Origin of the sequence: Couchioplanes caeruleus (assembly GCF_023499255.1) — a bacterium.
Taxonomy (GTDB): Bacteria; Actinomycetota; Actinomycetes; order Mycobacteriales; family Micromonosporaceae; genus Actinoplanes; species Actinoplanes caeruleus_A.
Genome location: NZ_CP092183.1, coordinates 2523664 through 2547667, shown reverse-complemented (window position 1 = coordinate 2547667; position 24004 = coordinate 2523664). Strand labels below are relative to the sequence as shown.

The following is a 24004-nucleotide window of genomic DNA, read 5'->3' as shown; positions in this document are numbered from 1 at the left end:
CTCCTCTGCTATCGGTTCGGCAGGGCGAACGGACGGAACGTCCGCGGCCCGTACAGGTCTTCCAGCAGCGCGTCGAACTCCGCGAGCAGCTGCCACGCGTCCTGCGGGCGCATGCGCGGCGCGTCGTAGCGGCAGCCCGCGGCGAAGCGCCGCATCCGCGCGGGCGGGTCGTCGATCAGGCGCAGCATCAGCCCGGTCGCCATGAAGATGTCGGTGGCCGCGGTGGCCGGCCGCTTGCCGGTCACCTCCGGCGGATACGCGGCTCGGTGCCGTGCGACGACGGCCGGCACGGTCCCGCCCGGCGCCACGCTGTAGCACCAGTCGACGAGCACCAGGCCGTGCTCACCCGGGTGGATCAGGACGTGCTCCGGCAGCACCGCGCCGTGCACCACGCCCGCGCGGTGCGCCCAGCCCAGCCCGGTCAGCAGCCGCCGCCACATCCACGCCACGTCGCGCGGGTCGAGGCGGCGCTCCAGGCCGGTCAGCGGCACGAACCCCCGCTGCCGCTCCAGGATCGCGGCGGTGCGCCGGCAGCCCCTGTCGTCCTCGTGGGTGAAGGACTCGATCAGGCGGGGCGCGTACGCCCGGTGCCGCGGATCACCGTCGCGCCACAGCGTGGTCAGCGCGGTGATCTCGGCCCGCATGAGGTCGTTGTCGCCGGGCTGCCGGGGCAGCTTGAGCAGCGCGTCGTCGCCGGCCTCCCACAGGTCGGCGATGTCGCCGCTCGCGACCCGGTCACCCAGGCGGTAGGTCGCCCGCCGGGTGGTGAGGGTCCGGTTCTGCGCCCGCCCCCACAGGGTGGAGAGCTTGGCGGCGGCCTGCGTCGCGGTCGCCCGCCGAGCGGCCGGCACGACGTCCGGGTGCACGATCTTGACAAGCATCCGGTACGCGTAGCCCGGGTCGACAACCGCAAGCTCCCCGTTCAGCAGGTCAGGAAAGGCATCGGCGCGCCCGATCGCCGCAACAGCGTCCTCAAAAGACATCATCGGATCCCGTCCTCCCTGGCCGGCCGCAACAGGGCCGGGTGCAGCAGGCGCGCGTCGCCGGCGCGGTAGAGACGGGGCTTGGGGCCGCCGCGTTCGCCGGCGCGGGGTGCGGTCTCGCCCGTGCTCTCGACGAAGCCGGGAACGGAGAGCACCTTGCGGTGGAAGTTGCCGGCGTGCAGCTCCTCGCCCCACACCGCCGCATACACCGCGCGCAGCTCGGCGATCGTGAACTCGGGGCCGACGAACGCGGTGGCCAGCGGCGTGTACTCGAGCTTGGCGCGGGCCCGGTCGAGCCCGTCGGCGAGGATGGCCGCGTGGTCGAAGGCCAGCTCGGCCACCTCGTCCACCGGGACCCAGAAGGCGCCCGCGGCGTCGCTGCCCGCCCGCGGATCGGGCAGGCTCGGCGCGAACGCCAGGTAGGCCACCGAGACGACCCGCATGCGGGGGTCGCGCCCGGGGTCGCCGTACGACCGCAGCTGCTCCAGGTGCACCCGGTCGAGCGCCCCCTCGCCGGGCCGCAGGCCGGTCTCCTCGCCGAGCTCCCGCAGCGCCGCGGCGTCGAGCGTCTCGTCGCGGACGAAGCCGCCGGGCAGCGCCCGGCACCCCGCGAACGGGTGCGCGCCCCGCTCCACGAGCAGCACGTGCAGCCGGCCGTCGCGGATGGTCAGGGCGACCACGTCCACCGTCACGGCGACCGCCGGGAAGCCGGCCGGGTCGTAGCCCTCGAGGAACGTCCGCTCGTCCATGCTCGCCTCCCAAGTTGTTCTCATAGTCAGTAGGACTCGACCTGAGAACAACGTAGCTTCTTCTCACCCTGAGGTCAACCCTCACCCCGAATCCGGCCCCGGAACCGTACGAAGTTGTCAGAATGGGGCAAAGCACTCGACGTCCGGGAGGTTCGCGCATGGCCGAGGGTCGACTGCGCGGACGCCGGTCGCTGGCGCTGGCCGGGTTCGCCGCGCTCGTGGTGCTGTCCGGCCTCGGCGTCGGCGTCGCCACCACGACCCCCGAGGACACCGCCCTCGACGGCCCGCCCGCCCCCGCCCCGTCCGCCGCCACGTCGGGTCCGGCGCCGGCCACCGCATCGCCTCGGGCATCGTCGTCGCCCGCGGTCAGCCGTACCGCCGGAAAAGCGGATCCCCGATCGGCCCGGCAGCAGATCGCCCTGCACCGCGCGAACGGGGCCTGGCCGGGGGCGGACGGCCTCTCCGGCGTGAACGGCGACCCGGTTCTGGACACCGCCGCGGTCCGCGCCTTCTGCACGGCGCGGGGGCGCCCGTGCCGGGTGGCGCAGACCTACACCGACCGCAGCTCGTGGGAGACCATGACCAGCGGTACGGCCTGGACCTTCGACCTGTTCTCGGACTTCGACGGCGTGCTCGTCGTCTCCCAGGGCCTGGTGCCCGAGGGCGCGAAGGACGACCTCGCATCCTGCGCCGCCGGCGACCACGACGAGCAGTGGCGCGCGTTCGGCACGCTGATGCGCCGCCACTACCGGGGCGACTCGGTGGTCCGCCTCGGCTGGGAGTTCAACGAGCAGACGTCGTCCTGGCGCGCCGACGACCCGCGGACCTGGCTCGCCTGCTACCGGCGGGCCGCGGACAACATCCGGGCCACGAACCCCGACGTGCTGCTGGACTGGACGATCAACGCGCACAACACCCCGGCCGGCGTGTGCGGCGGGGTGAGCACCAACTGCTACCCCGGCGACGACTACGTCGACATCATCGGCATCGACAACTACGACCACTACCCGTGGTCCCCGTCGAAGGCCGCGTTCGACCGTACGGCCGCCCGCCCGGAGGGCCTGACCTGGCTGTACGAGTTCGCCCGCGCCCACGGCAAGCCGTTCGCGGTCGGCGAGTGGGGCGTGGTGCCCACCGCGGACGCCGGGCGCGAGAACCCCGGCTACGTGCAGTGGATGCACGAGTGGTTCGCGGCCCACGCGGCGCACCTGGCGTACGAGGCGTACTTCTCCGACTGCAGCGAGGGCGGCGTGCAGTCCAGCCTGTTCCGCACCGACGACGCATGCCGCAAGAACCCCGGATCGGCGGCGCGCTACGCGGACCTGTTCGGTACGTAGGGTGCAATTCCACTGAACTTTGTCACTCTGGGCAAACCCCCGCATACGCCAAGTTACGCTCCCTGCTGAGACGGCCCGGCACTGGTTCTCACGCGCGGGCCCACCAACCCAACCGACGCGGTCACTGATGACCGTAGGAGGACCACGCATGCGCAAGTCCACGTCCACACGATCCCGGCTGACGCGCGCCGGGATCGCCACCGGGGTGATCGCGGCCGCCGTGCTCGCGACCGCCACGCCCGCGTTCGCAGCCGACACCGCGGTCGTGCTCAGCCCCACCACCGGCCCCACCGGTGGCGGCAACACCGTGACCTTCACCGGTACCGGCGTCTTCACCGGTTCCACCACCTACAGTGGCCGGCTGATCCCGGGTGCCGGCTCCTGTGCGGCCGCTCCGGGCACCGCGAACACCACCACCAACGTGACCGTCGCCGTGTCGAAGGTCGGCAACGACAACGACGGCAGCTTCATCGCCCCGAGCCTGCCGGTGGGCGCCTACCGGCTGTGCCTGTACAACGTGGCCACCACGTCCACGACCGGCGCGCTGATCGGCCACTCCACGAACACCTACACCGTGTCGCTGGCGTCGCCGACCCTCAGCTCGACCGCCGGCGCCGCCGGCACCGCGACCACCGTCACCGCCACCGGCTCGCCGGCCGGCAACACGTTCATCGGCGCCGCCACGGCCGTCGGCGCGACGTTCTCGACCGCCGCCTGCCCAACGACGTACACGACCACGGCGGGCAACATCGTCGCGACGGCGTCCAAGACGTCGACGTCGGTAGCCAGCATCACCACGCCCACGAGCCTGGTCGCTCCGAACGTCTACAACGTCTGCATCTACAACGGCACGGCGGGTACCAGCGCCCTGATCGGCAGCACCACCTACAGCGCGCTGCCGACCGTCTCGCTGAGCCCGGCGGTAGGCCCGGACGCGGGTGGCAACACCATCACGGTGTCCTCCACGACCGCGTTCCTCACCGGCGTGGCCACGCCGAAGGTGGTCTTCTCCCGGGACAACTGCACGCCGTACTACCCGCAGACCGGCACGCCGATCGCCTCGGTCACGGTCAACCGGATCACGGACAACAAGGTCGCCATCCTGGTGCCCATCGGCGTGGTCCTCAACGGCGGCGAGACCACGGCCCCGTACAACGTGTGCATCTACACCGGCACCTCGTCGTCGGACGCGCTGGTCGCCGTGCCGGCGACCTACACGATCGCTCCGGCGCTCGGGGTCACCAGCATCGCCCCGACCGCCGGCCCGGCGCAGGGCGGCAGCCTGGTGACGATCACCGGTAGCGGCTTCCCGACCGCCGCCGACGCCGTCGTCAGCGCCTCGGTCGGCGGCAGCCCGCTGACCCGGGTGCGGGTGGTCAACGGCACGACGATCACCGGTTACACCACCGCGCACGCACCGGGCAGCGCGAACGTCAGCGTCACCACCGCGGCCGGCACCAAGAACGCTGTCGGCACCCCGTACACCTACACGTACGGCATCACGGTGGCGCCGAACACGGCCCCGGCCGGCACCACTCCGTACATCGACATCCTGGGCGCCGGCTTCTCGAGCCTGACCTTCGGCACCTCGCCGCAGGACAACGACACCCACGTGTTCATGGTCGACGACCGGTACAGCTCGGCGGAGGCCAGCCCGGGCTCGGGCACCTGGAACGCCCCACCGGTGACGGAGTGCACCAACGTCGTGCCGATCAGCGACACGGAGATCATCTGCCAGCTGGACCTGGCGAACACGCTCGTCGCCGCCGGCACGACGTCCACGAGCGACCCGGCTGAGGGCAGCTACACCATCGAGGTGGTGACCGACGCCGAGCCCGGTGCGACGCTCGCGGCCAACGCGACCTCGATCATCTCCAGCGGTTCGACGTTCACCGTCGCCCCGTACTGATCGATCGGTACCGCTTCACCTGACAGTCATGACAGCGCAGAGCACGAAACGGTGGCCCGGAGCGTTCCGCTCCGGGCCACCGCCCTTTGACGCCAGGCATATGACAATCGGCCGGCCGCAGGAGTGCGGCCGGCCGATGACGTACGGACCGATCAGGAAAGCGCCGACCAGGCCTTGTCGATCTGCGCGACGCTCGCCTTGGCGGAGGGCTTGCCCTTGAGGTCCACAGCGACGGTGTAGACGCTCCGGCTCGCGCTGGTCCGCCAGCAGAGCAGCAGCGTCGGCCGGACCCGCGCCGGCATGTCGGGACTGACCCGGATCTTCTGGGTGCAGCTCGCCGCGCCCACCTTCTGCCCCTTGTCCGCCACCCAGCCCAGCTCCCGCTGCCCGGTGAGGTCGAGCCGGGCGGACACCACCCTGATCGAGGACTTGTCGTCCTTGAGCGAGCCGATCGTGGCGACCGTGAGGTCTTCATCCGAGACGGCATCCGCCGCCGGCGGCAGCGGCCGGCGGATCCGCTGGGTGGTGTTCTTCACGGCCGCGCCCTTGACGGCCTCGATCTGTTCCTTCGTGGTCTTCGGCTTCGCCGCCGCGGAGGCCGCGTCGTCCGGCGCTGTCCCGACCCCGTCGGCGGCGGCCGGCGACGAGGTCGCCCCGGCGTCCGCCGGCGCGTGCGCCTGGGCGTGCGCCTGCGCCTCCCCGGCGGTCTCGTGGGTGCGGGTTTCGGCGGTGACGTGCGAGGTCACCGCGAACGCGGCGGCGCCCAGCACGGCCAGGCCGGCCACCCCGGCCAGTGCTTGCTTGCGGCGACGGTTGCGGCGTGCGACCACCGAGTCGGAGACGGCCGGGTCGTCGTCGTGCACTTCGTTGCGCATGCTCATCCTTTGCGGGTTCTCGACTGGGTCGGCCCCGCGGTCTCGCGGGCGCAGGCCCCGAACCGCCATCGTCCCAAACGAATCGGACATAGCGGGTCCGAACGGCGAACCCCGGATGCGGGATAGTGGGCGCATGGAGAAGCGCGCGCTCGTGCTGGGCGGTGGCGGCGTCACCGGCGTCGCCTGGGAGATCGGCCTGCTGCACGGTCTCGCCGAGCGGGGTGTCGACCTCACCACCGCGGACCTGTTCGTCGGCACGTCCGCCGGGTCGGTCGTCGCCGCCCAGCTCACCGGCGGCACCGGTGTCGCCGAGCTGTACGAGCACGAGCTCGCCGACACCAGCGGCGACCCGGACGCGACGATCGGGTCGCGGGTGCTGCTCGGCTTCGTGCTGGCCGCGCTCTGGCCGGGTGACCGTGCGCGGGGGCGAGCCCGGCTGGGCCGTGCCGCGCTGCGGGCCCGGACCGTGCCGGAGTCCGAGCGGCGTACGGCCATCGCGGCCCGCGTACGCCGCGACGAGTGGCCCGCGGCCCGGCTGCTGGTGCCGGCGGTGGAGGCCCAGACGGGCGAGGTGGCCGTCTTCGACGCGCAGAGCGGGGTGTCGCTCATCGACGCGGTCGCCGCGAGTTGCGCGGTGCCGCTGGTGTGGCCGCCGATGACGGTGGCGGGCCGGCGCTACGTGGACGGCGGCGTCCGGTCGGTGGCGAACGTCGACCTGGCCCGGGGGTACGACCGGGTCGTCGTGATCGCGCCGCTCGTCGCCGCCGCCCGGCGCGCCGATCGTCCGGGGGCGCAGGCACGGGCGCTGGGGCCCGGCGTACGGTCCGCCGTGGTGAGCCCGAGCGATGCCGCGCTGACCGCGATCGGGCGCAACCCGCTCGACCCGTCGCGCCGGGCCCCGGCCGCGCGGGCGGGGCGGGAGCAGGCGGCGGACGCGGCCGAGCGGGTCCGCGAGGTGTGGGGTTAGCCGACGGCCACGCCGGAGTTGCCCTCCGGCAGCGCCTTGCCGGCCGCGTCGAACGCCTTGAGGTCGGACACCGCGCCGGCGTCCGGGGCGAACCAGAACGCCTTCACCGAGGCGTCCTCGCTCCACGCCGCGGTGGTCGCGGTGACCGTCCGGCCGCCGGCCCGCGCGGTGATCTTCGTGACCGGGCCGACGTAGTAGCCGAACGTGGGCGAGGGCTCGCCGTTGACCTCCATGGCGCCCTCCACGGCGTGGAAGCCGGGCGCCCGGTCGGAGCCGGTGGTCTCGTTCGTCATGATGTCGGCGGTGACCGCGCCGCTCGCCTGCCGGCGGCCGGCCATCACGCCGAAGGACGTGCCGGCCATGCCCTTGACCGGTACGAAGCACAGCACCCAGGCACCCTGCTTCGCGGCGATCCCGGTGTCGATGACGTCGCCGATCGTCTTCGGCGCGGCCGGGGGCGCCTCCGGCGTGGACGGGCGGCCCGGTGCCTGCGACGTGACCGGGGCTGGATCCTGGGCGGCGTTGGCGGCGACGGCGCCGGCGATCGCGACCGAGACGGCCACGCCGGTCACCCCGGCGGCGAGGATCCAGCGGTTCCGGGAGAGATTCATGGGCTGCGCTCCTGCAGGATGGGCGGATGGTACGGACCGCAGATCGAGACGGCTGGGGAACCCGGAAGGTTGCCGCAACCTTTTCCGCCTCCCGCTCGTCGTTGACGCCGTGAGATCAGGCCGACGAAGCGACGAAGAGTTCGTCGAGTTCGCGCGTGCGAACTCGGCGCGGCTGCAGCGTGCCGCATACCTGCTGACCGGGGACCGGCACCAGGCGGAGGAGGCGGCCCAGGCGGCCCTCGTGCGCGTGTACGCCTCCTGGGGCCGGGTACGCCGCAAGGACCCGTACGCGTACACCCGTACCGTCCTGGCCAACCTGCTGACCGACCAGTGGCGCCGCCCGATGCGCGAGTACGCGACCGAGCAGCTGCCCGAGCAGCCGGTCGCCCGCGACGTGGCCGACGACGTGACCCGCCGCCGCTGGCTGATCGGCGCCCTGAAGGCGTTGTCGCCCCGCGAGCGCGCGGTCGTGGTGATGCGGCACTTCTTCGACATCACCGAGGTGGACGTGGCCCGCGAGCTCAACCTCTCGCTGGGCACGGTGAAGAGCCTCAACTCCCGGGCGCTCGCGAAGCTGCGGGTCTCGATCCCCTCGCCCCGGCACAGCATGGAGAGCGGAGCCATCCGATGAACGACCTCGAGGACCTGAAGGACGCCATGCACTCGACGCCGGACTTCGAGCCGCGCCCCCTCGATCTCGACGCCGTCCTGGCGCAGGGCGGCCGGTTGCGCCGCCGGCGCCGCTTCGCCGTGGGCGCCACCGCGGGCGTCGCCGTGCTGGCGCTGCTCGTGGGCGGCGCGCAGGTGGCCCGGCTCGGCGGCGACGAGGGCGCACCGGGCTCGGTGCCAGCCGCCGGGTCGCCCGGCCGGGTGGCAGTCTCCCCGGCCGGCGACGTGCTCGGCGACGTCATCGAGACCGGGCTGCGTACCTCCGCCGGTGAGCAGGTGCTCTGGGTCAAGCCGCTGGAGGAGGACGCGCTGCCGGGTGTGACGTTCGGCCTGGTGCTGGGCCGGCGTACGGCGCAGGGCGGCCTCGTCAGCGACATCCTCATCAACGAGACGGAGGGTTCCGACCGCGCGCCCGGGTTCCACTCGCCGGAGGGTCCGATGGAGGTGAACGGCGTTCCCACGCCGGCCTTCGGCTACTACGCCGGCCCCGGCGTCGCGAAGATCACCGTGACCACGAAGGGCCGCCAGGTGCAGGCGCGTACCGCGGTGTGGAGCGAGGACCCCTCGATCGTCGTGTTCTGGTTCGACCCGGCCGAGATCAAGCCCGGCGCGGCGCTGACGAAGCTCTCCGCGTTCGACAAGGACGGCGGGCTGCTCACCGGGTCCGGCGCCTCGTTCGGCGTGGGCTGAGCCTGTCGCGTCACGTGATCGTGGGGTTTACTGCTGGGCATGAGCATCATCTCTCCCGGCTTCGGCGGGCGGCGGCGCTCCTCGCGCCCCGACCTGCCGCCCGGGCAGTACCTCACGCACGACTTCCCGGTGCTCTCGGCGGGGCCGACGCCGCGGGTCCCGCTCGAGCGGTGGTCGTTCGCCATCACCGACGAGACCGGCGCGAGGACGAGCTGGTCGTGGGATGAGCTGAACGCGCTGCCGCAGGAGGACTTCACGGTCGACATCCACTGCGTCACGAAGTGGTCCAAACTGGGCACGACGTGGCGCGGCGTCCCGCTGGACGCGCTCTTCGAGAACGTGGAGACCACCGCGGACTTCACGATGGTGCACAGCTACGGCGGCTACACCACGAACGTCCCGCTGGAGGACCTGCTCGACGGCAAGGCGTGGATCGCGCACACCTTCGACGGTGAGCCGCTGCACCCGGAGCACGGCGGCCCGGCCCGCCTCGTCGTCCCCGCGCTGTACTTCTGGAAGTCCGCGAAGTGGGTCAACGGCATCGAGATGCTCCAGCAGGACGAGCCCGGCTTCTGGGAAGAGGCCGGCTACCACATGTACGGGGACCCATGGCGCGAGCAGCGGTACCAGGGCGATTGATCTGGCGGGTCGCCACCGTCGCCGAGGCCCGGTGGGAGACGCCGTCGGCGCGCACCCTGGTCCTCGACATCCCGCAGTGGCCCGGTCACCTGCCGGGCCAGCACGTCGACGTCCGCCTGACCGCCCCGGACGGCTATTCGGCCCAGCGCAGCTACTCGATCGCGTCCGCGTGGCGTGACGGCGGCCGGGTGGAGCTGACGGTCCAGCGGGTCGCGGACGGCGAAGTGTCGTCGTACCTGACGGACGTGCTGGAGCCCGGTCAGCAACTCGAGCTGCGCGGCCCGGTCGGCGGATGGTTCGTCTGGCGCGGCACGCCGGCGCCGGTGCTGCTGGTGGCCGGCGGCTCGGGCGTCGTCCCGCTCATGGCGATGATCCGGGCGCGCGGCGACGCCCGCGGGCGCCAGCCGTTCCGGCTGGTCCACTCCGTGCGCACCCCGCAGGACACCCTCTACGCGGCCGAGCTGGCCCGGCGGGTCCGCGACGACCCGGGCCTGGACGTGCACATCGCCTACACCCGCAAGACGCCGGACGACTGGCCGCAGCCGCCGGGCCGGATCGGCGTCGCGACACTGAACACGCACGGCTGGCCGCCGGACTTCGCGCCCGACGTCTTCGTCTGCGGGCCCACGTCGTTCGTGGAGGCGGCCGCGGACATCCTCGTCGCGCTGGGGCATGACGCGTCCACGATCAGGACCGAGCGATTCGGGGGTACGGCATGACCACCGGTTTCGAGCTCGACGGCAACGCCATGGCCGGCGACCTGCGGGAGATCTTCGCGGTCGACCTGACCGAGGCGGTGGCGACCTGCGCCGGGTGCGGGCGGCCGAGCGCCGTGGCCGCCCTGCTGGTGTGGGGCCCGGCGCCCGGGCTGGTGGCCCGCTGCCCGGGCTGCGAGGACGTGGTCCTGCGGCTGGTCCGCGCGCCGGGGCGGGCCTGGCTCGACGTGCGCGGCGCGGTGTCGCTGCGGATCGCGCTGCCGGAGGAGTCAGTCGCGGAAGGTCCGGCGTAGCCGCTCGGCCAGTCCGGCCGGGCGGGGGGCCGCGGGGACGCGCTCGGCCCGCGCCGGACGGGTGGGACGGGACCGGCCGATGGGCTGGTCGTAGTCCGCGGCGGCGACGGCTTCGATGATCTGCTCGTCGGTGAAGTTCTCGGAGCCGGGGATCGACGGGACGAAGCCGACGAGCACCCCGTTGCGCATGATCTGCGCCTCGAGTCCCGCGGTGCCGTCGTTGTCCCAGATCGCCTCACGGCCGTCGGGCAGGACGACGCGGATGCCGTACTGCGTGATGCCGGCGTGCGGCAGCTTCACGTGCGCGAAGACGTTGCGAGCGCGGAGCGTCTCGACCACCCGGCGGGCCCTGTTCTCGTCCATGCCACCGACGCTAATCCGCGGGGCTGTGCACACGCTGACAAACGGCTGTGCGTTGTCAGCGCGGCGCCGGCACCATCCGCTCACCTCGGTCGGCGGCACCGGACGGCGCCCGGCGAGGACGTCGGCGGTCCGTCCCGTGCTGACGATCTCGCAGACGAAGTACCGGCTGTCGGTCCACGAGCGCAGCAGGCCCGCTCCGCCGCCGTGGACCACCGCGTTGGTGGCCGGCTCGCTCACCGCGACCGCGACGTCGTTCAGGCGCTCCGGCGGCGTACCACCCGACCGGGCACGGTCGACGACGATGCGGCGCAGGCGTGGAAGGTGTCCGCGTCGAAGGCGTCGGTGACCGCGCCCGCGGGCACCGGCGACGGCGCGGAGCACCACCGGGATGATCCGGCCCGGGTTGCGACCGGACCCGGCCATGTCGATGAGCCGGACCCGCTGCCCCGGCTGTGGCGGGAGGGCTCGACCCTGTGGTGCCAGGTGAGGGACGACGGCCCCGGCATCGCGTCGGAGCGGCTGGACGAGACGCTGCGCCGCCGGGCGGGACACATCGGCGGGCACAGCATCTGGGTGGCGGGGCAGATCTGCGGCGGGCTCCACATCGACACGATGCCCGGCACGGAAACGCGGGTTCTGATCAGCTGCGAGCTGCCGACCACGTCATAGCGCTCCGCACATGGAACATGACTGCATGGCATAGATGCAGGTCACATCGACGGATGTTACTACGAGGTAACCGGAAAGTCACTGTGTTTCTTTCCCTGGACCCTTGACTTACTGTTCGGTAACCGGAGCGCTCCGGCCCCCATCCCCCGCGGACCGGAGGCCACCCCGATGAGCAGACGTACCACCGTCCTCGCCTGCTTCGTCTTCTCGACCCTGCTGACCCTCCTCACGGCGGCCCCCGCGGCCGCCGCCCCGTCATCCCCCTCGGAGTGGGACTACGTCGCCCTGGGCGACTCCTACTCGTCCGGCGTCGGCGCCTCCGGGCAGAGCGGACTCTGCCTGCGCAGCCCCAACGGCTACCCCGGCCTGTGGGACGCCGCGAACGACCCGAAGTCGTACCGCTCGGCCGCCTGCAGCGGGGCCACCACCGACACGCTGCGGGCCACCCAGCTCTCCGCGCTCTCCAGCGGCACCGATCTCGTGACGCTGACGATCGGCGGCAACGACGTCGGGTTCGCTCCCACGATCATCACCTGCACGCTGGTCAGCGACGCGGCCTGCGCGGCCACCGTCGACATCGCGATCAAGGCGCTCTCCGACGACATCCCGGGCAAGCTCGACGCGACGTACCGCGACATCCAGCGCAAGGCCCCGAACGCGCGGATCGTCGTGCTCGGCTACCCCATCCTCTTCGACGAGACCGCACCGAGCTGCGGCTTCGCCGGCATGAGCATCCCCAAGCGCAAGTCCATCAACAAGGGCGCGGTCGAGCTCAACCGGGTCATCGCCGAGCGGTCCCGGGCCGCCGGCGCGACGTGGGCCGACGTCACCGATGAGTTCGCCGGGCACGGGATCTGCGGCGCCAGCCCGTGGCTGCATGGCCTGACGGTGCTGCCCCCGACCGATTCCTTCCACCCCACCGGCAACGGCTACCGGTACGGCTACCTGCCGGCGCTGACCTCGGCGTTGCGCTGACGCGCGGCGGTCCGGCGGGGAGTCCCCACCCCGCCGGCCCGTCACCCCGCCCAGCGGTACCGGTGCTCGGGGCGGCCGGTGGCGCCGTACCGCAGCCGCATCTCCGCCGCCCCGTCACGGGCCAGGGCCGCCAGGTAGCGCTGGGCGGTCGCCCGGGAAATTCCCAGCTCATCGGCGACGTCGGCGGCCGTGCGCGGCGTACCGGCGGAACGCAACGCCTCGCTCACCAGGCGCAGCGTCACCGCGGACTGGCCCTTCGGCGCGGCCGGGCGGTCGCCCTCGTGCAGCACGCGCCAGCACCGGTCGATCTCGTCCTGGCTGAGCGTACGGTCGCCGGACAGCACCGAGCGGTAGTGCCGGTACGCCACCAGCCGGTCCGCGAGCTGCTCGGCGGTGAACGGCTTGACGAGGAAGTTGAGGGCGCCACGGGCGTACGCCGTGCGGACCGTGGCGGCGTCGCAGGCGGCGGTGAGCATGATGGCGTCGGCGGTCAGCTCGCGCAGCAGGTCCAGCCCGGACTCGTCGGGCAGGAACGTGTCGAGCAGCACGAGATCGATCCCCCCGGCGGCGAGCATCGAGCGGGCCTCGGCGGCGGTCCGGGCCGCACCCGTCACGGTGAAGCCGTCGACCCGCTGGGTGAAGCCGACGTGCACCTTCGCGACGCGGAAGTCGTCCTCCACCACCAGCACCCGGATCACGGCACACCCGCCGGCGCGGGATGCAGGGCGCCGGGCAGCCGGGCCTCCAGCACGGCGACGTGCAGGCGATCCACGACAGCGTCGGCATGTTCAACGGCGACGGCCTGATGAAGCCCGAGGGGGCGGCGAACGTGCTGGAGGTGCTCAGCCAGTTCTCCCCGAACGTGCGGGGCAAGAAGGACCAGGTCGACCTGAGCAAGACGTACACCACGGCGTACGCGTCGAAGGCGGCTGGTTGATATCGAGACATATTGATGAAATGCTGCGACCGGGAGCGCTCCCACGGCTCCCGGTCGCCGACGACGGAGAAGCTCATGACGTGGAACCGCACGCGCACCAGGTGGGCGGCGGGGCTGGTCGTGGCAGCGACGGCCGGCGCGGTCGCGCTGGCCACCACGGCGGGCTCGGACGCGCACGGTACGGACCTGACCGGCCAGATCACCGACCGGATGCGCACGACGCTCGAGCGGTCGGACCCGGGGCAGCACCACCACGCCGGGCACCAGCCCGCCGGCGCCGAGGACGCGAAGCCCGCGGTGATCTGCGGCGTCCGGGTCTACGGGTACGAGCCGGCCGGGGCGAGCGCGCTCGCCGACGTACGGACCGTCTACGGCTTCCACCTGTGCGGCGTCGCCGAGCAGGGCCGCCCCTGGGACGTGGCGGTCAAGCTGGCCGGCCCGGTCATCCTCGACATGTCCACCGACCCGCCGGGCATCCAGGTGGTCGAGGCCACCGACGGCGTGCCGTACATCGACCGGCTGAAGCAGATGTTCCCGGGCAGGTACGCCGAGCTCGCGCAGAAGGAGGCGCTCTCCGACGGGGAGATGGCCGACCTGCGGCGCCGGTACGACGCCGCGGCCGGCCGCTGACCCGCCCGGCGCTCAGCCCACCGGCGTCGGCGTGGTCGACGGCTCCCACGTCGGCGGGCTCGCCGCGATCGCGTCGCGCAACGTGGCGTAGCGGGGGCCGGCCACGCGGGTCCCGGTGACCGCGCGCACCGCGAACCGGACGAGCCGGTCACGCATGACGGCGACGTTGGCCGTGCCGTGCTCGTTCTCCGAGTGCGGCCCCCGGACGAGCACAAGCTCGGCCCGGCCCGCGGAACGCTGGTACGCGCTGAACACACCCAGCGGGCCCTCGTACTCGTCCCAGATCCCCTTGCCGATGAACACGGCCGGCCAGTCGCCGATGCCGGCCAGCGGCTCGGACGTCGGCGTGTAGATGGAGTGGTTGACCTCCGCGTGCGCCGCCGTGTAGACGAGGTCGCCCGGGTCGCCGAACGGCATGCCCCACAACGTGGACAGCAGCAGTGCACCGCGGATGTTGCGGTGGCCCCACGGCGGCGAACACGGGCGGCCGGGGGTGTCCAGCGCGCACCAGCGGTGCAGGTTGGCGTCCATCGCCCACTGGGTGGCGTACGCGCCCTGGCTCGCCCCGCCCAGCAGGATCGGCATGGTGCGGGCGTCGGCCGCTCCGGTCATCCGCCGCACGGCGTCCCGGCCGGTACGGGTGACCCGGTCCGGGCCCAGCGCGCGCACCCCGTCGCCGTCCGCCAGCGCGTCCACCATGCGCAACATGTCCAGGCCCTGCTGGAGCGTGTTGTCGGCGCTGTGGCCGCCGGAGATCCCGTGACCACGCTTGTCCACGGTGAGCACGTCGAACCCGGCGCGGCGCAACGCGTCCAGATACTCACGCCACTGCCGCGCGCCCCACTTCTCGGTGCCCCGCGAGGGGTACGCCACGCCGTCGTGGCCGCCGGCAGCGCCGGGCAGGTACAGCGGGTCGGCGGGGTCCTGCACCGCGGTCGTCTCGATGGTCCGGCCGCCGAGCAGCACGGCCAGCGCCCGGGTCCGCCGCCCACTCGGGTCGCGTACGCCGTCCCCGCGCAGGTACCACCCCCGCAGCCGCACCGGCGTGGTGATCCCGCGGTTGATCACCTCGTACGGCTCGGCCGGCACCGTGAACTCCACCGTCCACGCCTGCGGCTCGGCAGCGGCGATGCGCTCCGCGTACGGCGCCCGCGCGAAGAAGCCCGGCCGGCGGATCCGGGTCAGGTCGAGGTTCGAGGCGTACGGATCGACCTTGCCGAAGCCGACGATCTCGCCGGTGCTGCGGAACTCGGCGGGCCGGTAACCGGCCACATCGGACAGTGCCGTGCACGCCGGATCGGCCTTGCACGCGTCCAGCCGGCGCTCGGCAGCGGCGAAGGAGAACTCCCGCACCCGGTAGTCCCCGCGATAGCCGGCCGGCGCCCAGTCGATCCAAGTGAACGGTACGCAGACCCGGCTCCCGCCCGCACCGGGCACCGCGTACCCGGGCAGGTCGGCGTCCTGGTGGTAGCCCACATGGGCGGTGCAGTCCGTGGCCGGCACGGCGGCACGCTCGGCGCCGGGCGTACCGGGAGGGCGGCTCCCGCGCGCCGGGCCGACCAGCGCGAGGACGAGGGCGACGGTGGTGGTGACGGCGATCAGGGCGCGTTTCATCGGCACGGGAACCATCCCTCGGGTCGGGCCGGGTCAGGCGGTCGCGGCCATGGCGGCCACGAACTCATCGGGTGTGATCGTGAGCTGGAAGAGCTGCCGCGTCCGGTCCAGCAGGACGGACGCGACCGGCCGTGGCAGGGCCTGGTCCCAGGCCAGCGTGAAACTCGGCGCGGCCACGGCGAGGCGATGGACGAAGCGGGCGAACTCCGCGTGCGGGTGCCCGGCCAGCCGGGGCTCCAGGTCCCGGACCGCCGGCACCTCGCCGGCGGCGAGCAGCCCGTCGAGGAACGCGTCGGAGGTGACGGTCCGGGCGACGAACTGCGCAGCCTCGGCACGGTACGGGCTGCCGGCGTCGACGGAGAGGTAGTTGGCCGGCACCCCGACGAGGTCCGCCGGGTCACCGGCACCGCCGGCCACCGAGGGGAACGGTGTCCAGCCGAGCCCGGTGGCGGCGAACGCGGGATCGTCGGCGGCCTGGGCGCCGTACTCCCAGCTGCCCATGAGCTGCATGGCCGCCTCGCCGCGGGTGAGCATCCCGGTGGCCGCGCCCGTCTCGAGGTTCAGGGCGTCGCCGGGCTCGCCGAAGGCGCCGCGGCGGACCAGCTGCTGGGTGAGCCGCGCGGCCTCCCGGACCGCCGGGTGCCGCCACGCGCCCGGCCGGCCGGCCGCGATGTCGGCGAAGACCTGCGGACCGCCGAGCCGGTCGGTCAGGTACATCAGGTACATCAGCGCCGGCCAGCGCGCGGCGCCGGCCAGCGCGATGGGCGTGACCTTGCGGGCCCGGAAGGTGTCCACGGCGCTGAGCAGCTCCGCGTACGTGCGGGGCGGGCTCAGGTGGGCCTCGGCGAACAGGCGTTTGTCGTAGAAGAGCACGATCGGCTGGGTGCCGGTGACGGGCAGCCCGTACTGCCGGCCGCCGACCTGGCCGCCGGCCATGACCCCGGGCAGGAAGAGATCCGCCGCGTCACCGGCGACACCGGTGAGATCGGCCACCGTCCCGGCGTGCGCCTGCCGGCCGAGGTCCGCGCCGCCCCAGTTCTCGAAGACGTCGGGCCGCTGCCCCGGCGCGCCCGGGGCGGCCATGAGCTGCTGGTACGTGTCGTTGCCGAACGTGGTCAGCTCGACCGGGACGCCGGCGTCATCGAGGCAGCCGCGCAGCCCGGGGTTGCGCTCCACGTCGGTGAGGGCCCACATGCGCAGGTGGCCGCCCGGGGTGGCGGTCGGCGCCGCCATCGGGCGCAGCGCGATCGAGGACACCGTCAGGGCGAGCAGGGCGGCCACCGCGGCTGCGACCGCCCGCAGCCGCCGGCGTCGCACGAAGCGGCGCCGTACGCCGGCTACGGTGCCGGCCGGTGCGTACGGCAGCGCCTGCCCCGCTTCGGCGAGCGTGGCGGCGAGCCGGTCGGTGAGGTCGCGGTCGGCGTTCACAGCGCGTACCTCATCGTCCAGCTGTCCTCCGCGGTCGCGTCCCCGGTCCCCCGCAGCCGGTCACGCAGGGTCCGCAGCGCACGCGAATACCGGCTCGACACCGTGCCCCGCGGCTCACCGGACATCGCGGCGATCTCGTCGAAGGTGTACCGGTAGAGCACGTGCAGCACGACGACGGTGCGTTCGGGCTTGCCGAGGGCGTGCAGCGCCTCCCACAGCACCGGGTCGGTCACGCGGCCGCGCGCCGGGTCGTCGCCGTCGCGGTCGGCGATGTCGGCGGGCACCTCGCGGCGCCAGCGCCGCCACCGGCTCACGTTGCGGGTGACGATGATGCGCCGGGCGTAGGCCTCCGGGTCCACCCGCACCGAGGACCAGCGCCGCCACACCTCGACCACCGCGAGCTGGGCGAGGTCGTCGGCCTCCGCCGCGCTGCCGCAGATGAGGTACGCGAAGCGCCGCAACGCGTCCAGCCGGGTACGCGCGAACTCGTCGGCTCCCTCGGCCTCGGCGTCCAAGTGCCCCACCCCCTCGCCGGGCAGACGCCGATTGTCATCGATATCGCTGCGTGCGTGAGTGTCGCTTAGCCGACAGTCGCCGGTGCAGCGAAAACCGGCTCCCGTGCGTTTCTCCAGTGCGTGGCGCCGGCCGGGAGCACGAGGTGTACGGGGGACCCGGCCGGCCTACCGCGCCGGCCCGGCCGCGACGCGCCCGGCGCCCGCGCCTCGGCCGTTCGTGGGACCACGCAGCGCCGGGGATTCTGCGACCATCTCCGCCATGATCCGCCTCTACTCGCTCTTCATGCTCCTCGACCTGGCGCTGCTGGTGATCGCCCTGATCGACTGCCTCTCCGCCGAGGAGTACGCGATCCGCGCCCTGCCGCGCGTCGCGTGGGTCTTCATCATCCTGCTGTTCTCCCCGATCGGCGCGATCGCCTGGTTCGTGGCCGGTCGCCCGCCGCGCGCGGTCCGCATGAGCAACGGCGAGATGTGGCGCCCGGGCAGCGGCTTCCCCGAAGCCGAGCGCCCCCGCAAGGGACCGGTGGCACCGGACGACGACCCCGAATTCCTGCGCAACCTGGCCCAGTCGCTCAAGGAGGACGAGTCGATGATGAAGCGGTGGGAAGCCGACCTGCGCCGGCGCGAGGACGAGCTGCGCAAGCGGGACGAGCAGCAGTAAGGGAAAGGGCCGCCCCTCACGGAGCGGCCCTTCCCTGCTAGTCGAGCACCTCGGTCACGGTGCCGGCGGCGACCGTACGGCCACCCTCGCGGACCGCGAAGCCCAGACCGGCCTCCATCGGCACCTCCTTGCCCAGGTGCACGGTCAGGTCCACGGTGTCGCCCGGCATCACCATCGGCAGGTCACCGAGGTCGATCGCGCCGGACACGTCCGTGGTGCGGAAGAAGAACTGCGGGCGGTAGTTCGCCACGAACGGCGTGTGCCGCCCACCCTCATCCTTCGTCAGCGCGTACATGTGGGCCCGGAAGCTGCGGTGCCCCGTGACACTGCCCGGCAGCGCCACGACCTGCCCGCGCTGCACCTGATCGCGCTTGATGCCCCGCAGCAGCACGGCCGCGTTGTCGCCGGCCTCGGCCTCCGGCAGCGACTTGCCGAAGGTCTCCAGGCCGATGGCGACCGTGGCGATCGCCGGCCCGAGACCGACGACCTCGACCGGCTCGCCGGCGCGCAGCGTGCCGCGCTCCACCTTGCCGGTCACGACCGTGCCACGGCCGCTGATGGTGAGCACGTTCTCGATCGGCATCAGGAACGGCTCGCCGAGCTCCCGCGGCGGGACCGGCACGTACGCGTCGACCGCGTCGAGCAGCTCCACGACCGACCGGGTCCAGCGCGGGTCGCCCTCGAGGGCCTTGAGCGCGCTGACCCGTACGACCGGGACCTCGTCGCCGGGGAAGCCGTACTCGGTGAGCAGCTCGCGGACCTCCAGCTCCACGAGCTCGAGCAGCTCCTCGTCCTCGACGGCGTCGCTCTTGTTGAGCGCCACCACCAGGTACGGCACCCCGACCCGGCGGGCGAGCAGCACGTGCTCCCGGGTCTGCGGCATGGCGCCGTCCTGCGCCGAGACGACGAGGATCGCGCCGTCCACCTGCGCCGCCCCCGTGATCATGTTCTTCACGTAGTCGGCGTGCCCCGGCATGTCGACGTGGGCGTAGTGGCGGTGCGCGGTCTCGTACTCGACGTGCGAGATCGTGATCGTGATGCCCCGGTCGTGCTCCTCCGGGGACCTGTCGATCCCGTCGAACGCGACGTACCGGTTGGTTGCCGGGTCGCGGTCGGCGAGGACCTTCGTGATGGCGGCGGTCAGGGTGGTCTTGCCGTGGTCGACGTGCCCCATCGTGCCGATGTTCAGGTGCGGCTTGGTACGGACGAACTGGCTCTTGGCCATGGGAATGTCCTCACTGGATGCGAGAAACGGAAAGGGGTGCCGGAACCCGCGCAGGGACGAACCACCCTTCCCCCGGTGGTGCCGGACTTGCGGCAGGGGAAGGGTCAGATTCGGGTATCGGCGCCGCGGAGCACGCACGCGGGAGCCACCGGCGGGGCGAACCCCGCGGGCAGCTGCAGACCGGGCGCGAACATGGCGATCACGGTAGGCCGGAACGCCAGAGTGCGCGAACTTATTTCACGCGTCCGATGTCGGCGAGCGGCGCCGTCACGATGCGCGGGGTCTTCGCCGGGCCGAGCCGCCGGGTGGTACGACGGCACCGCCGCGGCGTCCGTGGAGAGGGTCCACACCACGCCCGGGCCCAGCACCCCGGCGGCGACGGCGAGGCCGGCGGCCAGTGTCCTGCGCACCGTGCGGACCCAGCCTCAGAACGAGAACTCGGTGCCCCTCGCCGATCCGGTCTGCGTCCGGCCGCCGCTGGACAGGCGCCACTCCATGACGGCCTGGTAGCGGCGTCCCCGGGGCGGGCTGACGGTCAGCGCGCCGCACGCCTGGGTGCGGTGGCCGTCGGTGAAGACCAGCCGGTTGCACGTCTTGGTGGCACCCACGGTCCCGCCGCTGGCCACGTCGAGCAGGCCGATCGCGATGATGCCGGTCCCGTCGCCCGGTGAGGTGAGCCTCGCCGTTACCTGGACCTGCTTCCCCGCCTGGTGGCAGGGCCTCGGGACCAGCGGGTTGCGGAAGTCCCAGGCGATCCGTTCCTGGCACACCCACGGGCCCTCCGTCTTCTCGACGACCGGGGCCTTGGTCTTCGCCGGCTTGGTCGCCGGCCGGGCGCGCGGCGTCGTGACCGCGCGGGCCGCCGCGGCGTGGGCGTTCGCGCGGAGCTGGTCGGCGGCCGCGCCACCGGCGCCCTTGCGACCGGCCGGCGCGGCCGACGCGACGGCGGACGGGGTCAGGGCCACCGGGCCGGCGGTCGGCGCCCCGGCGAGCGGGGCGGCCGCCTGCGGCTCGCCGTCGGCGTGGCCCATGTGCCAGGCGGTGGTGGCCACGCCCGAGGCGACCATCGCCGCGCAGACCAGGCCGATCATCGCCCACGGCCGGGCCCACCGCCAGCTCGCCGGCTGGTTGCGCCGGCGCGGCACCGGCAGCTTGCGCATGCTCGCCAGCGAGGGGTGCAGCGGGGGTGCGGGTGCGGGCGGCTCCGGGTCGGGGGTACGCGACCGGCGGGGCCGGGCCTCCTGCCGGACGGCCGGGGCGGGCAGGGCCGGCACGTCCGCTGTGGACCGCGCGACGGTCTCCAGCTCGGCGACGAGCTCGGCGGCGGACGGGCGCAGCCGGGGCTTCTGCTCCAGGCAGCCGGTGATGACGGTCCACAGCGCGTCCGGTACGCCCGCCCGGCGCCCGGGGTTGCCCACGAGGTGCAGCTGCATCAGCTCGGTCACGGTGTCGCTGTCGTACGGCGGCCGCCCGGACACCATCTCGTACAGCAGCACGCCGAGCGCGTACACGTCCGCGGCGGGGCTGGTGCTGGAGCTGTGGAACGCCTCGGGCGCCATGTAGTGGGGGGTGCCGACCACGGCGTTCGTCGTGGTGATGCTCGGCATGGTGAGCACCCGGGCGATGCCGAAGTCGGTGAGCCGGATGTCGAGGCGCCCGTCCTCGAGGTGCAGCAGGATGTTGTCGGGCTTGAGGTCGCGGTGCACGATGCCCAGCTCGTGCGCCTCGGCCAGCGCCGCCGCCACCTGGGCGCCCAGCCGCGCCGCCTCGGCGGGCGGCAGCGTGTGGTGCTCGCGCAGGTGGTCGCGCAGGCTGCCGCCGGGGACGAGATCCATCACCAGGCCGAGCGACTCGCCGACGCTGAAGAGGTCCCGGACCCGCACCACGTTGCGGTGCCGCAGCATCAGCAGGATCGTGCGCTCCTGGACGAAGCGGGTGACGAGCCGGGGCTGGCGCAGCAGGCTCTCGTGCAGCAGCTTGACCGCGACCGGCTCACCGGACGCGCGGTCGACCCCGCGCCAGACCGTGCCGGTGGCGCCCTGCCCGATGGGGCGGATGAGGATGTACGAGCTGCCGACGCACCGGCCGCTCAGATCGAGGGTCGACGCGCCGTCGGAATCCGCCCGCGCGCCGCTGCTCGTGGGATCCTTGTCCACCTGTGGTCGTGTCCTTCCGCCCCGCCGCGTTTTCACGGCAATCGACTCGGCCGACCGGAATGATGCTGTTTGTCCGTATCAATGCGCAACTCTTCGCGTCGGAGTTCGCACGACAGGACGTTGTCCGCGCCAACCCGTCACCACCGGGCCGCCGCCTCGTTCGAGCCCATAGAAGTGGCTCTGAGCTGCGGGAACGTCGTAAGTGAAGGATCGGGCGGGTGGGACCGCTGGGATCGGGCTCGGCCGGACGGTTGCATTCCTTGTGAACCGCCCGCACCGCCCGGCAGTTACGCCGATAGTTGCCACATGGGTGTCATGGCTTATCCCCTCCGGTACGCACTGGCCGACCTGGCGCTGGCGCTGAGCCGCGTCTCGGAAGACACCGGGAAGGTGTGCTCGACCGCCGCGCGGGCCGCCGCGGACATGCTCGGCGACGGCGCCGGCGTGCAGCTGCTGCGCGACGACGGGCGCTACGACGCGATCACGTACCACCACGCCGACGACAGCCTGGCGGAGCCGTACGCGCAGCTGCTCGACCGCGCCGGCGAGCTGCCCGACGACGACTTCTCCACCAGCCTCGCCGCGAGCCGGCGCCCGGTGGTGCTGGCCGCTGAGGGCACCGAGCCGCTCACCGAGCTGCCCCAGCCACGGCACGCCGCGTACGTGGACCCGGGCACGCCCACGCCGCCGGTGCACGCCGCCGTGCTGTGCCCGGTCATCGTCGACAACACGTACGCCGGATACCTGGCCCTGACCCGCGCCACGCCCGGCACCATCTACTCGCCCGCCGAGGTGGAGCTGGCCCGCGACATCGCCGGCGAGCTGTCGCTGGCGCTCTCCTCGGCGCGGGCCACGGAACGGCTGCGGGCCAGCGAGGAGCGCTACCGCCGGGTGCTCGAGACCATCCCCGAGGGGGTGCTGCAGCTCGACGAGACCGGCGTCGCGACGTACGCCAACGAGCCCATCGGGGTGGTGCTCGGCCTGCCCCGCGCCCAGCTCGTCGGCGTCTCCCTGCGCGGCTTCCTCGACGAGCACGGCCGGGCGGACCTGACCCGGCGGCTGGCCGAGTGCAAGGCGGGGCGTTCCACCGTGGGCGCCACCAGCCTGCTGCGCGCCGACGGCTCCCGGCGCAGCGTACGGATGAGCATGATGCCCCTCGAGGACGGCGGGCGGCACCGCGGCGTGCTCTGCATGGTCACCGACACCACCGACCACATCGACGCCAAGGGCCTCAAGCGCCAGCTCGACCACCTGCGCCGGCTCGACAGCATGGGCCAGCTGATCGGCGGCATCTCGCACGACTTCAACAACCTCATGACCGTGGTCGCCGGCTCCGCCGACATGATCGCGACGACGACCGCCGAGGGAAGCCCGCAGCACCAGATGGCCCAGGACATCCTGCAGGCGGTCGCCACCGGGCGGACCCTGACCCATCAGCTGCTCGCCTTCGGGCGTACCGAAGGCAACCGGCCGGAGATCATCCCCATCCCGGACCTGCTCACCGACGTCCAGAGCCTGTTCAGCCGGACCCTCGGCGAGCGCATCGGTCTCGACCTGGCCTTCGGCCCGGACGTCTGGCCGGTCCGCGCGGAGCGCGGCCCGCTGGAGCAGGCGCTGGTGAACCTGGCCGCCAACGCCCGCGACGCGATGCTGCACGGCGGCATGCTGCGCGTGGCCGCCACCAACGAGGTGGTGGAGCCCGGCCAGCTCACCGAGGGCGCCCCGGCCGGCCGCTGCGTGCACCTGGTCATCCAGGACACCGGCGTGGGCATGAGCGACGAGACCCGCCGGCGGGCGCTCGAGCCGTTCTTCACCACCCGGCCCACCGCGGCCGGCCTGGGCCTGGCCACGGCCGCCGGTATCGTGCAGGGCCTCGGCGGCCACATCACGCTGGAGTCGCAGCCGCGCATGGGCACCACGGTCCACCTGTACCTGCCGGCGGCCGAGGAACGCCCCGCGTCCGCGGTGGACCGGCGCGTCACCCCGGCGGTCATCGGCCGGGTCCTCATCGTCGAGGACCAGCCGGAGGTGGCCCAGCTCGTGCAGCGCCTCATCGAACCGGCCGGATACGAGATCACGGTGGCCACGGACGCGCTCACCGCGGTCAGCCAGGTGGCCGCGGGCGCACACCCCGACCTGCTGATCACCGACGTGGTGATGCCGACCATGACCGGGCCGGAACTCGCGTCGGCGCTGCGGACGCACCGCCCGGACCTGCCGGTCCTCTACATGTCCGGCTACACCGCGGCCTCCCTCGGACCCCAGCTGCACCTGGACGCCAACAGCATGCTGCTGGAGAAGCCGTTCACCCGTTCCACGCTGCTCGGCGCGATCCGGGCGTTGTGCGGCCCCCAGCCGCCGAAACCCACACCCTGACGCGGTAGGTGCCAGGA

The 24004-nt window shown here is 73.2% G+C and carries 26 protein-coding genes and 1 pseudogene; 14 read left to right on the top strand and 13 right to left on the bottom strand.

The window, feature by feature from the left end; all coding sequences use genetic code 11:
- Nucleotides 1-8 precede the first annotated feature (8 nt).
- Together COUCH_RS11975 and COUCH_RS11970 are read right to left on the bottom strand one after the other, a co-directional pair.
- Complete coding sequence (locus COUCH_RS11975; protein ID WP_249612152.1) at nucleotides 9-986, bottom strand: molecular chaperone DnaJ; 978 nt, start codon at nucleotides 984-986, stop codon at nucleotides 9-11.
- Nucleotides 983-1732, bottom strand: coding sequence for an NUDIX hydrolase (locus tag COUCH_RS11970; protein ID WP_249612151.1), 750 nt, complete (start codon nucleotides 1730-1732; stop codon nucleotides 983-985). The genes COUCH_RS11975 and COUCH_RS11970 overlap by 4 nt, the downstream gene beginning before the upstream one ends.
- A gap of 158 nt (nucleotides 1733-1890) precedes the next feature.
- On the opposite strand from COUCH_RS11970, the gene COUCH_RS11965 reads away from it, so the two are divergent.
- Nucleotides 1891-3069 carry a glycoside hydrolase family 26 protein gene (locus COUCH_RS11965; protein WP_249612150.1) on the top strand — a complete coding sequence of 393 codons (1179 nt, stop codon included), beginning with the start codon at nucleotides 1891-1893 and terminating at the stop codon, nucleotides 3067-3069.
- A 148-nt stretch (nucleotides 3070-3217) separates the two neighbouring features.
- Nucleotides 3218-4978, top strand: coding sequence for an IPT/TIG domain-containing protein (locus tag COUCH_RS11960; protein ID WP_249612149.1), 1761 nt, complete (start codon nucleotides 3218-3220; stop codon nucleotides 4976-4978).
- 152 nt (nucleotides 4979-5130) lie between these two features.
- On the opposite strand, the gene COUCH_RS11955 is transcribed toward COUCH_RS11960, so the two are convergent.
- Nucleotides 5131-5853, bottom strand: a complete 723-nt coding sequence (locus tag COUCH_RS11955; RefSeq protein WP_249612148.1) for a hypothetical protein — start codon at nucleotides 5851-5853, stop codon at nucleotides 5131-5133.
- Nucleotides 5854-5986: 133 nt separating this feature from the next.
- Here COUCH_RS11955 and COUCH_RS11950 point away from each other — a divergent pair, with 133 nt between their 5' ends.
- Nucleotides 5987-6820: a patatin-like phospholipase family protein gene (locus COUCH_RS11950; RefSeq protein ID WP_249612147.1), complete on the top strand. Its 834-nt coding sequence runs from the start codon at nucleotides 5987-5989 to the stop codon at nucleotides 6818-6820.
- On the opposite strand, the gene COUCH_RS11945 is transcribed toward COUCH_RS11950, so the two are convergent.
- Nucleotides 6817-7431: a hypothetical protein gene (locus COUCH_RS11945; protein ID WP_249612146.1), complete on the bottom strand. Its 615-nt coding sequence runs from the start codon at nucleotides 7429-7431 to the stop codon at nucleotides 6817-6819. The two genes, COUCH_RS11950 and COUCH_RS11945, sit on opposite strands and share 4 nt — an antisense overlap.
- Before the next feature lie 109 nt (nucleotides 7432-7540).
- On the opposite strand from COUCH_RS11945, the gene COUCH_RS11940 reads away from it, so the two are divergent.
- From COUCH_RS11940 to COUCH_RS11920, 5 genes are read left to right on the top strand one after another with little or no spacing between them, the layout of a single operon-like run.
- A complete protein-coding gene (locus tag COUCH_RS11940) occupies nucleotides 7541-8062 on the top strand; it encodes a SigE family RNA polymerase sigma factor (RefSeq protein ID WP_249612145.1) in 522 nt (173 codons plus the stop codon).
- Nucleotides 8059-8790, top strand: a complete 732-nt coding sequence (locus tag COUCH_RS11935; RefSeq protein WP_249612144.1) for a hypothetical protein — start codon at nucleotides 8059-8061, stop codon at nucleotides 8788-8790. The genes COUCH_RS11940 and COUCH_RS11935 overlap by 4 nt, the downstream gene beginning before the upstream one ends.
- Nucleotides 8791-8829: 39 nt before the next feature.
- The gene (locus COUCH_RS11930; protein WP_249612143.1) at nucleotides 8830-9429 is read left to right on the top strand and encodes a sulfite oxidase-like oxidoreductase; all 600 of its coding nucleotides are present in this window, start codon (nucleotides 8830-8832) and stop codon (nucleotides 9427-9429) included.
- Entirely contained in the window at nucleotides 9399-10148 is a 750-nt protein-coding gene (locus COUCH_RS11925) for a ferredoxin reductase (RefSeq protein ID WP_249612142.1), read from the top strand. Before COUCH_RS11930 ends, COUCH_RS11925 begins: the two co-directional genes overlap by 31 nt.
- Nucleotides 10145-10438, top strand: a complete 294-nt coding sequence (locus COUCH_RS11920; RefSeq protein ID WP_199516749.1) for a DUF6510 family protein — start codon at nucleotides 10145-10147, stop codon at nucleotides 10436-10438. The genes COUCH_RS11925 and COUCH_RS11920 overlap by 4 nt, the downstream gene beginning before the upstream one ends.
- Here COUCH_RS11920 and COUCH_RS11915 read toward each other — a convergent pair.
- Together COUCH_RS11915 and COUCH_RS39150 are read right to left on the bottom strand one after the other, a co-directional pair.
- Nucleotides 10415-10801 carry a hypothetical protein gene (locus COUCH_RS11915; RefSeq protein WP_249612141.1) on the bottom strand — a complete coding sequence of 129 codons (387 nt, stop codon included), beginning with the start codon at nucleotides 10799-10801 and terminating at the stop codon, nucleotides 10415-10417. The two genes, COUCH_RS11920 and COUCH_RS11915, sit on opposite strands and share 24 nt — an antisense overlap.
- Before the next feature lie 159 nt (nucleotides 10802-10960).
- A pseudogene (locus tag COUCH_RS39150) lies at nucleotides 10961-11224 on the bottom strand (ATP-binding protein); the annotation flags it as partial.
- Nucleotides 11225-11284: 60 nt separating this feature from the next.
- Here COUCH_RS39150 and COUCH_RS39145 point away from each other — a divergent pair.
- A complete protein-coding gene (locus COUCH_RS39145) occupies nucleotides 11285-11470 on the top strand; it encodes a hypothetical protein (RefSeq protein WP_430640919.1) in 186 nt (61 codons plus the stop codon).
- A gap of 168 nt (nucleotides 11471-11638) precedes the next feature.
- Nucleotides 11639-12445 (top strand): SGNH/GDSL hydrolase family protein, encoded by an 807-nt coding sequence (locus COUCH_RS11905; protein ID WP_249612139.1) that lies wholly within the window; start codon nucleotides 11639-11641, stop codon nucleotides 12443-12445.
- Between the two features lie 41 nt (nucleotides 12446-12486).
- Here COUCH_RS11905 and COUCH_RS11900 read toward each other — a convergent pair whose 3' ends face one another.
- Nucleotides 12487-13143, bottom strand: a complete 657-nt coding sequence (locus tag COUCH_RS11900; protein ID WP_249612138.1) for a response regulator — start codon at nucleotides 13141-13143, stop codon at nucleotides 12487-12489.
- A 59-nt stretch (nucleotides 13144-13202) separates the two neighbouring features.
- Between COUCH_RS11900 and COUCH_RS11895 the strand changes: the two genes are divergently transcribed.
- Entirely contained in the window at nucleotides 13203-13382 is a 180-nt protein-coding gene (locus COUCH_RS11895; protein WP_249612137.1) for a hypothetical protein, read from the top strand.
- A gap of 75 nt (nucleotides 13383-13457) precedes the next feature.
- Nucleotides 13458-14012 carry a hypothetical protein gene (locus tag COUCH_RS11890; RefSeq protein ID WP_249612136.1) on the top strand — a complete coding sequence of 185 codons (555 nt, stop codon included), beginning with the start codon at nucleotides 13458-13460 and terminating at the stop codon, nucleotides 14010-14012.
- 12 nt (nucleotides 14013-14024) lie between these two features.
- Here COUCH_RS11890 and COUCH_RS11885 read toward each other — a convergent pair whose 3' ends face one another.
- Genes COUCH_RS11885 through COUCH_RS11875 form a run of 3 tightly spaced genes read right to left on the bottom strand, consistent with a single transcriptional unit; the run spans nucleotide 14025 to nucleotide 17569 of the window.
- Complete coding sequence (locus tag COUCH_RS11885) at nucleotides 14025-15632, bottom strand: alpha/beta hydrolase family protein (protein WP_249612135.1); 1608 nt, start codon at nucleotides 15630-15632, stop codon at nucleotides 14025-14027.
- Nucleotides 15633-15659: 27 nt separating this feature from the next.
- On the bottom strand, nucleotides 15660-17054 hold the full coding sequence (locus COUCH_RS11880) for an extracellular solute-binding protein (protein WP_249612134.1): 1395 nt from the start codon (nucleotides 17052-17054) through the stop codon (nucleotides 15660-15662).
- Entirely contained in the window at nucleotides 17051-17569 is a 519-nt protein-coding gene (locus tag COUCH_RS11875; protein ID WP_249612133.1) for an RNA polymerase sigma factor, read from the bottom strand. The genes COUCH_RS11880 and COUCH_RS11875 overlap by 4 nt, the downstream gene beginning before the upstream one ends.
- 259 nt (nucleotides 17570-17828) lie before the next feature.
- Between COUCH_RS11875 and COUCH_RS11870 the strand changes: the two genes are divergently transcribed.
- Nucleotides 17829-18230 carry a PLD nuclease N-terminal domain-containing protein gene (locus COUCH_RS11870; RefSeq protein WP_249612132.1) on the top strand — a complete coding sequence of 134 codons (402 nt, stop codon included), beginning with the start codon at nucleotides 17829-17831 and terminating at the stop codon, nucleotides 18228-18230.
- 37 nt (nucleotides 18231-18267) lie between these two features.
- On the opposite strand, the gene tuf is transcribed toward COUCH_RS11870, so the two are convergent.
- From tuf to COUCH_RS11855, 3 genes are all read right to left on the bottom strand, one after another.
- The gene (tuf, locus tag COUCH_RS11865; protein ID WP_249612131.1) at nucleotides 18268-19455 is read right to left on the bottom strand and encodes an elongation factor Tu; all 1188 of its coding nucleotides are present in this window, start codon (nucleotides 19453-19455) and stop codon (nucleotides 18268-18270) included.
- 104 nt (nucleotides 19456-19559) lie between these two features.
- A complete protein-coding gene (locus tag COUCH_RS11860) occupies nucleotides 19560-19865 on the bottom strand; it encodes a hypothetical protein (RefSeq protein WP_249612130.1) in 306 nt (101 codons plus the stop codon).
- 15 nt (nucleotides 19866-19880) lie between these two features.
- Nucleotides 19881-21611 carry a serine/threonine-protein kinase gene (locus tag COUCH_RS11855; RefSeq protein ID WP_249612129.1) on the bottom strand — a complete coding sequence of 577 codons (1731 nt, stop codon included), beginning with the start codon at nucleotides 21609-21611 and terminating at the stop codon, nucleotides 19881-19883.
- 315 nt (nucleotides 21612-21926) lie between these two features.
- Between COUCH_RS11855 and COUCH_RS11850 the strand changes: the two genes are divergently transcribed.
- Nucleotides 21927-23987 carry a response regulator gene (locus COUCH_RS11850; protein WP_249612128.1) on the top strand — a complete coding sequence of 687 codons (2061 nt, stop codon included), beginning with the start codon at nucleotides 21927-21929 and terminating at the stop codon, nucleotides 23985-23987.
- Nucleotides 23988-24004 lie beyond the last annotated feature (17 nt).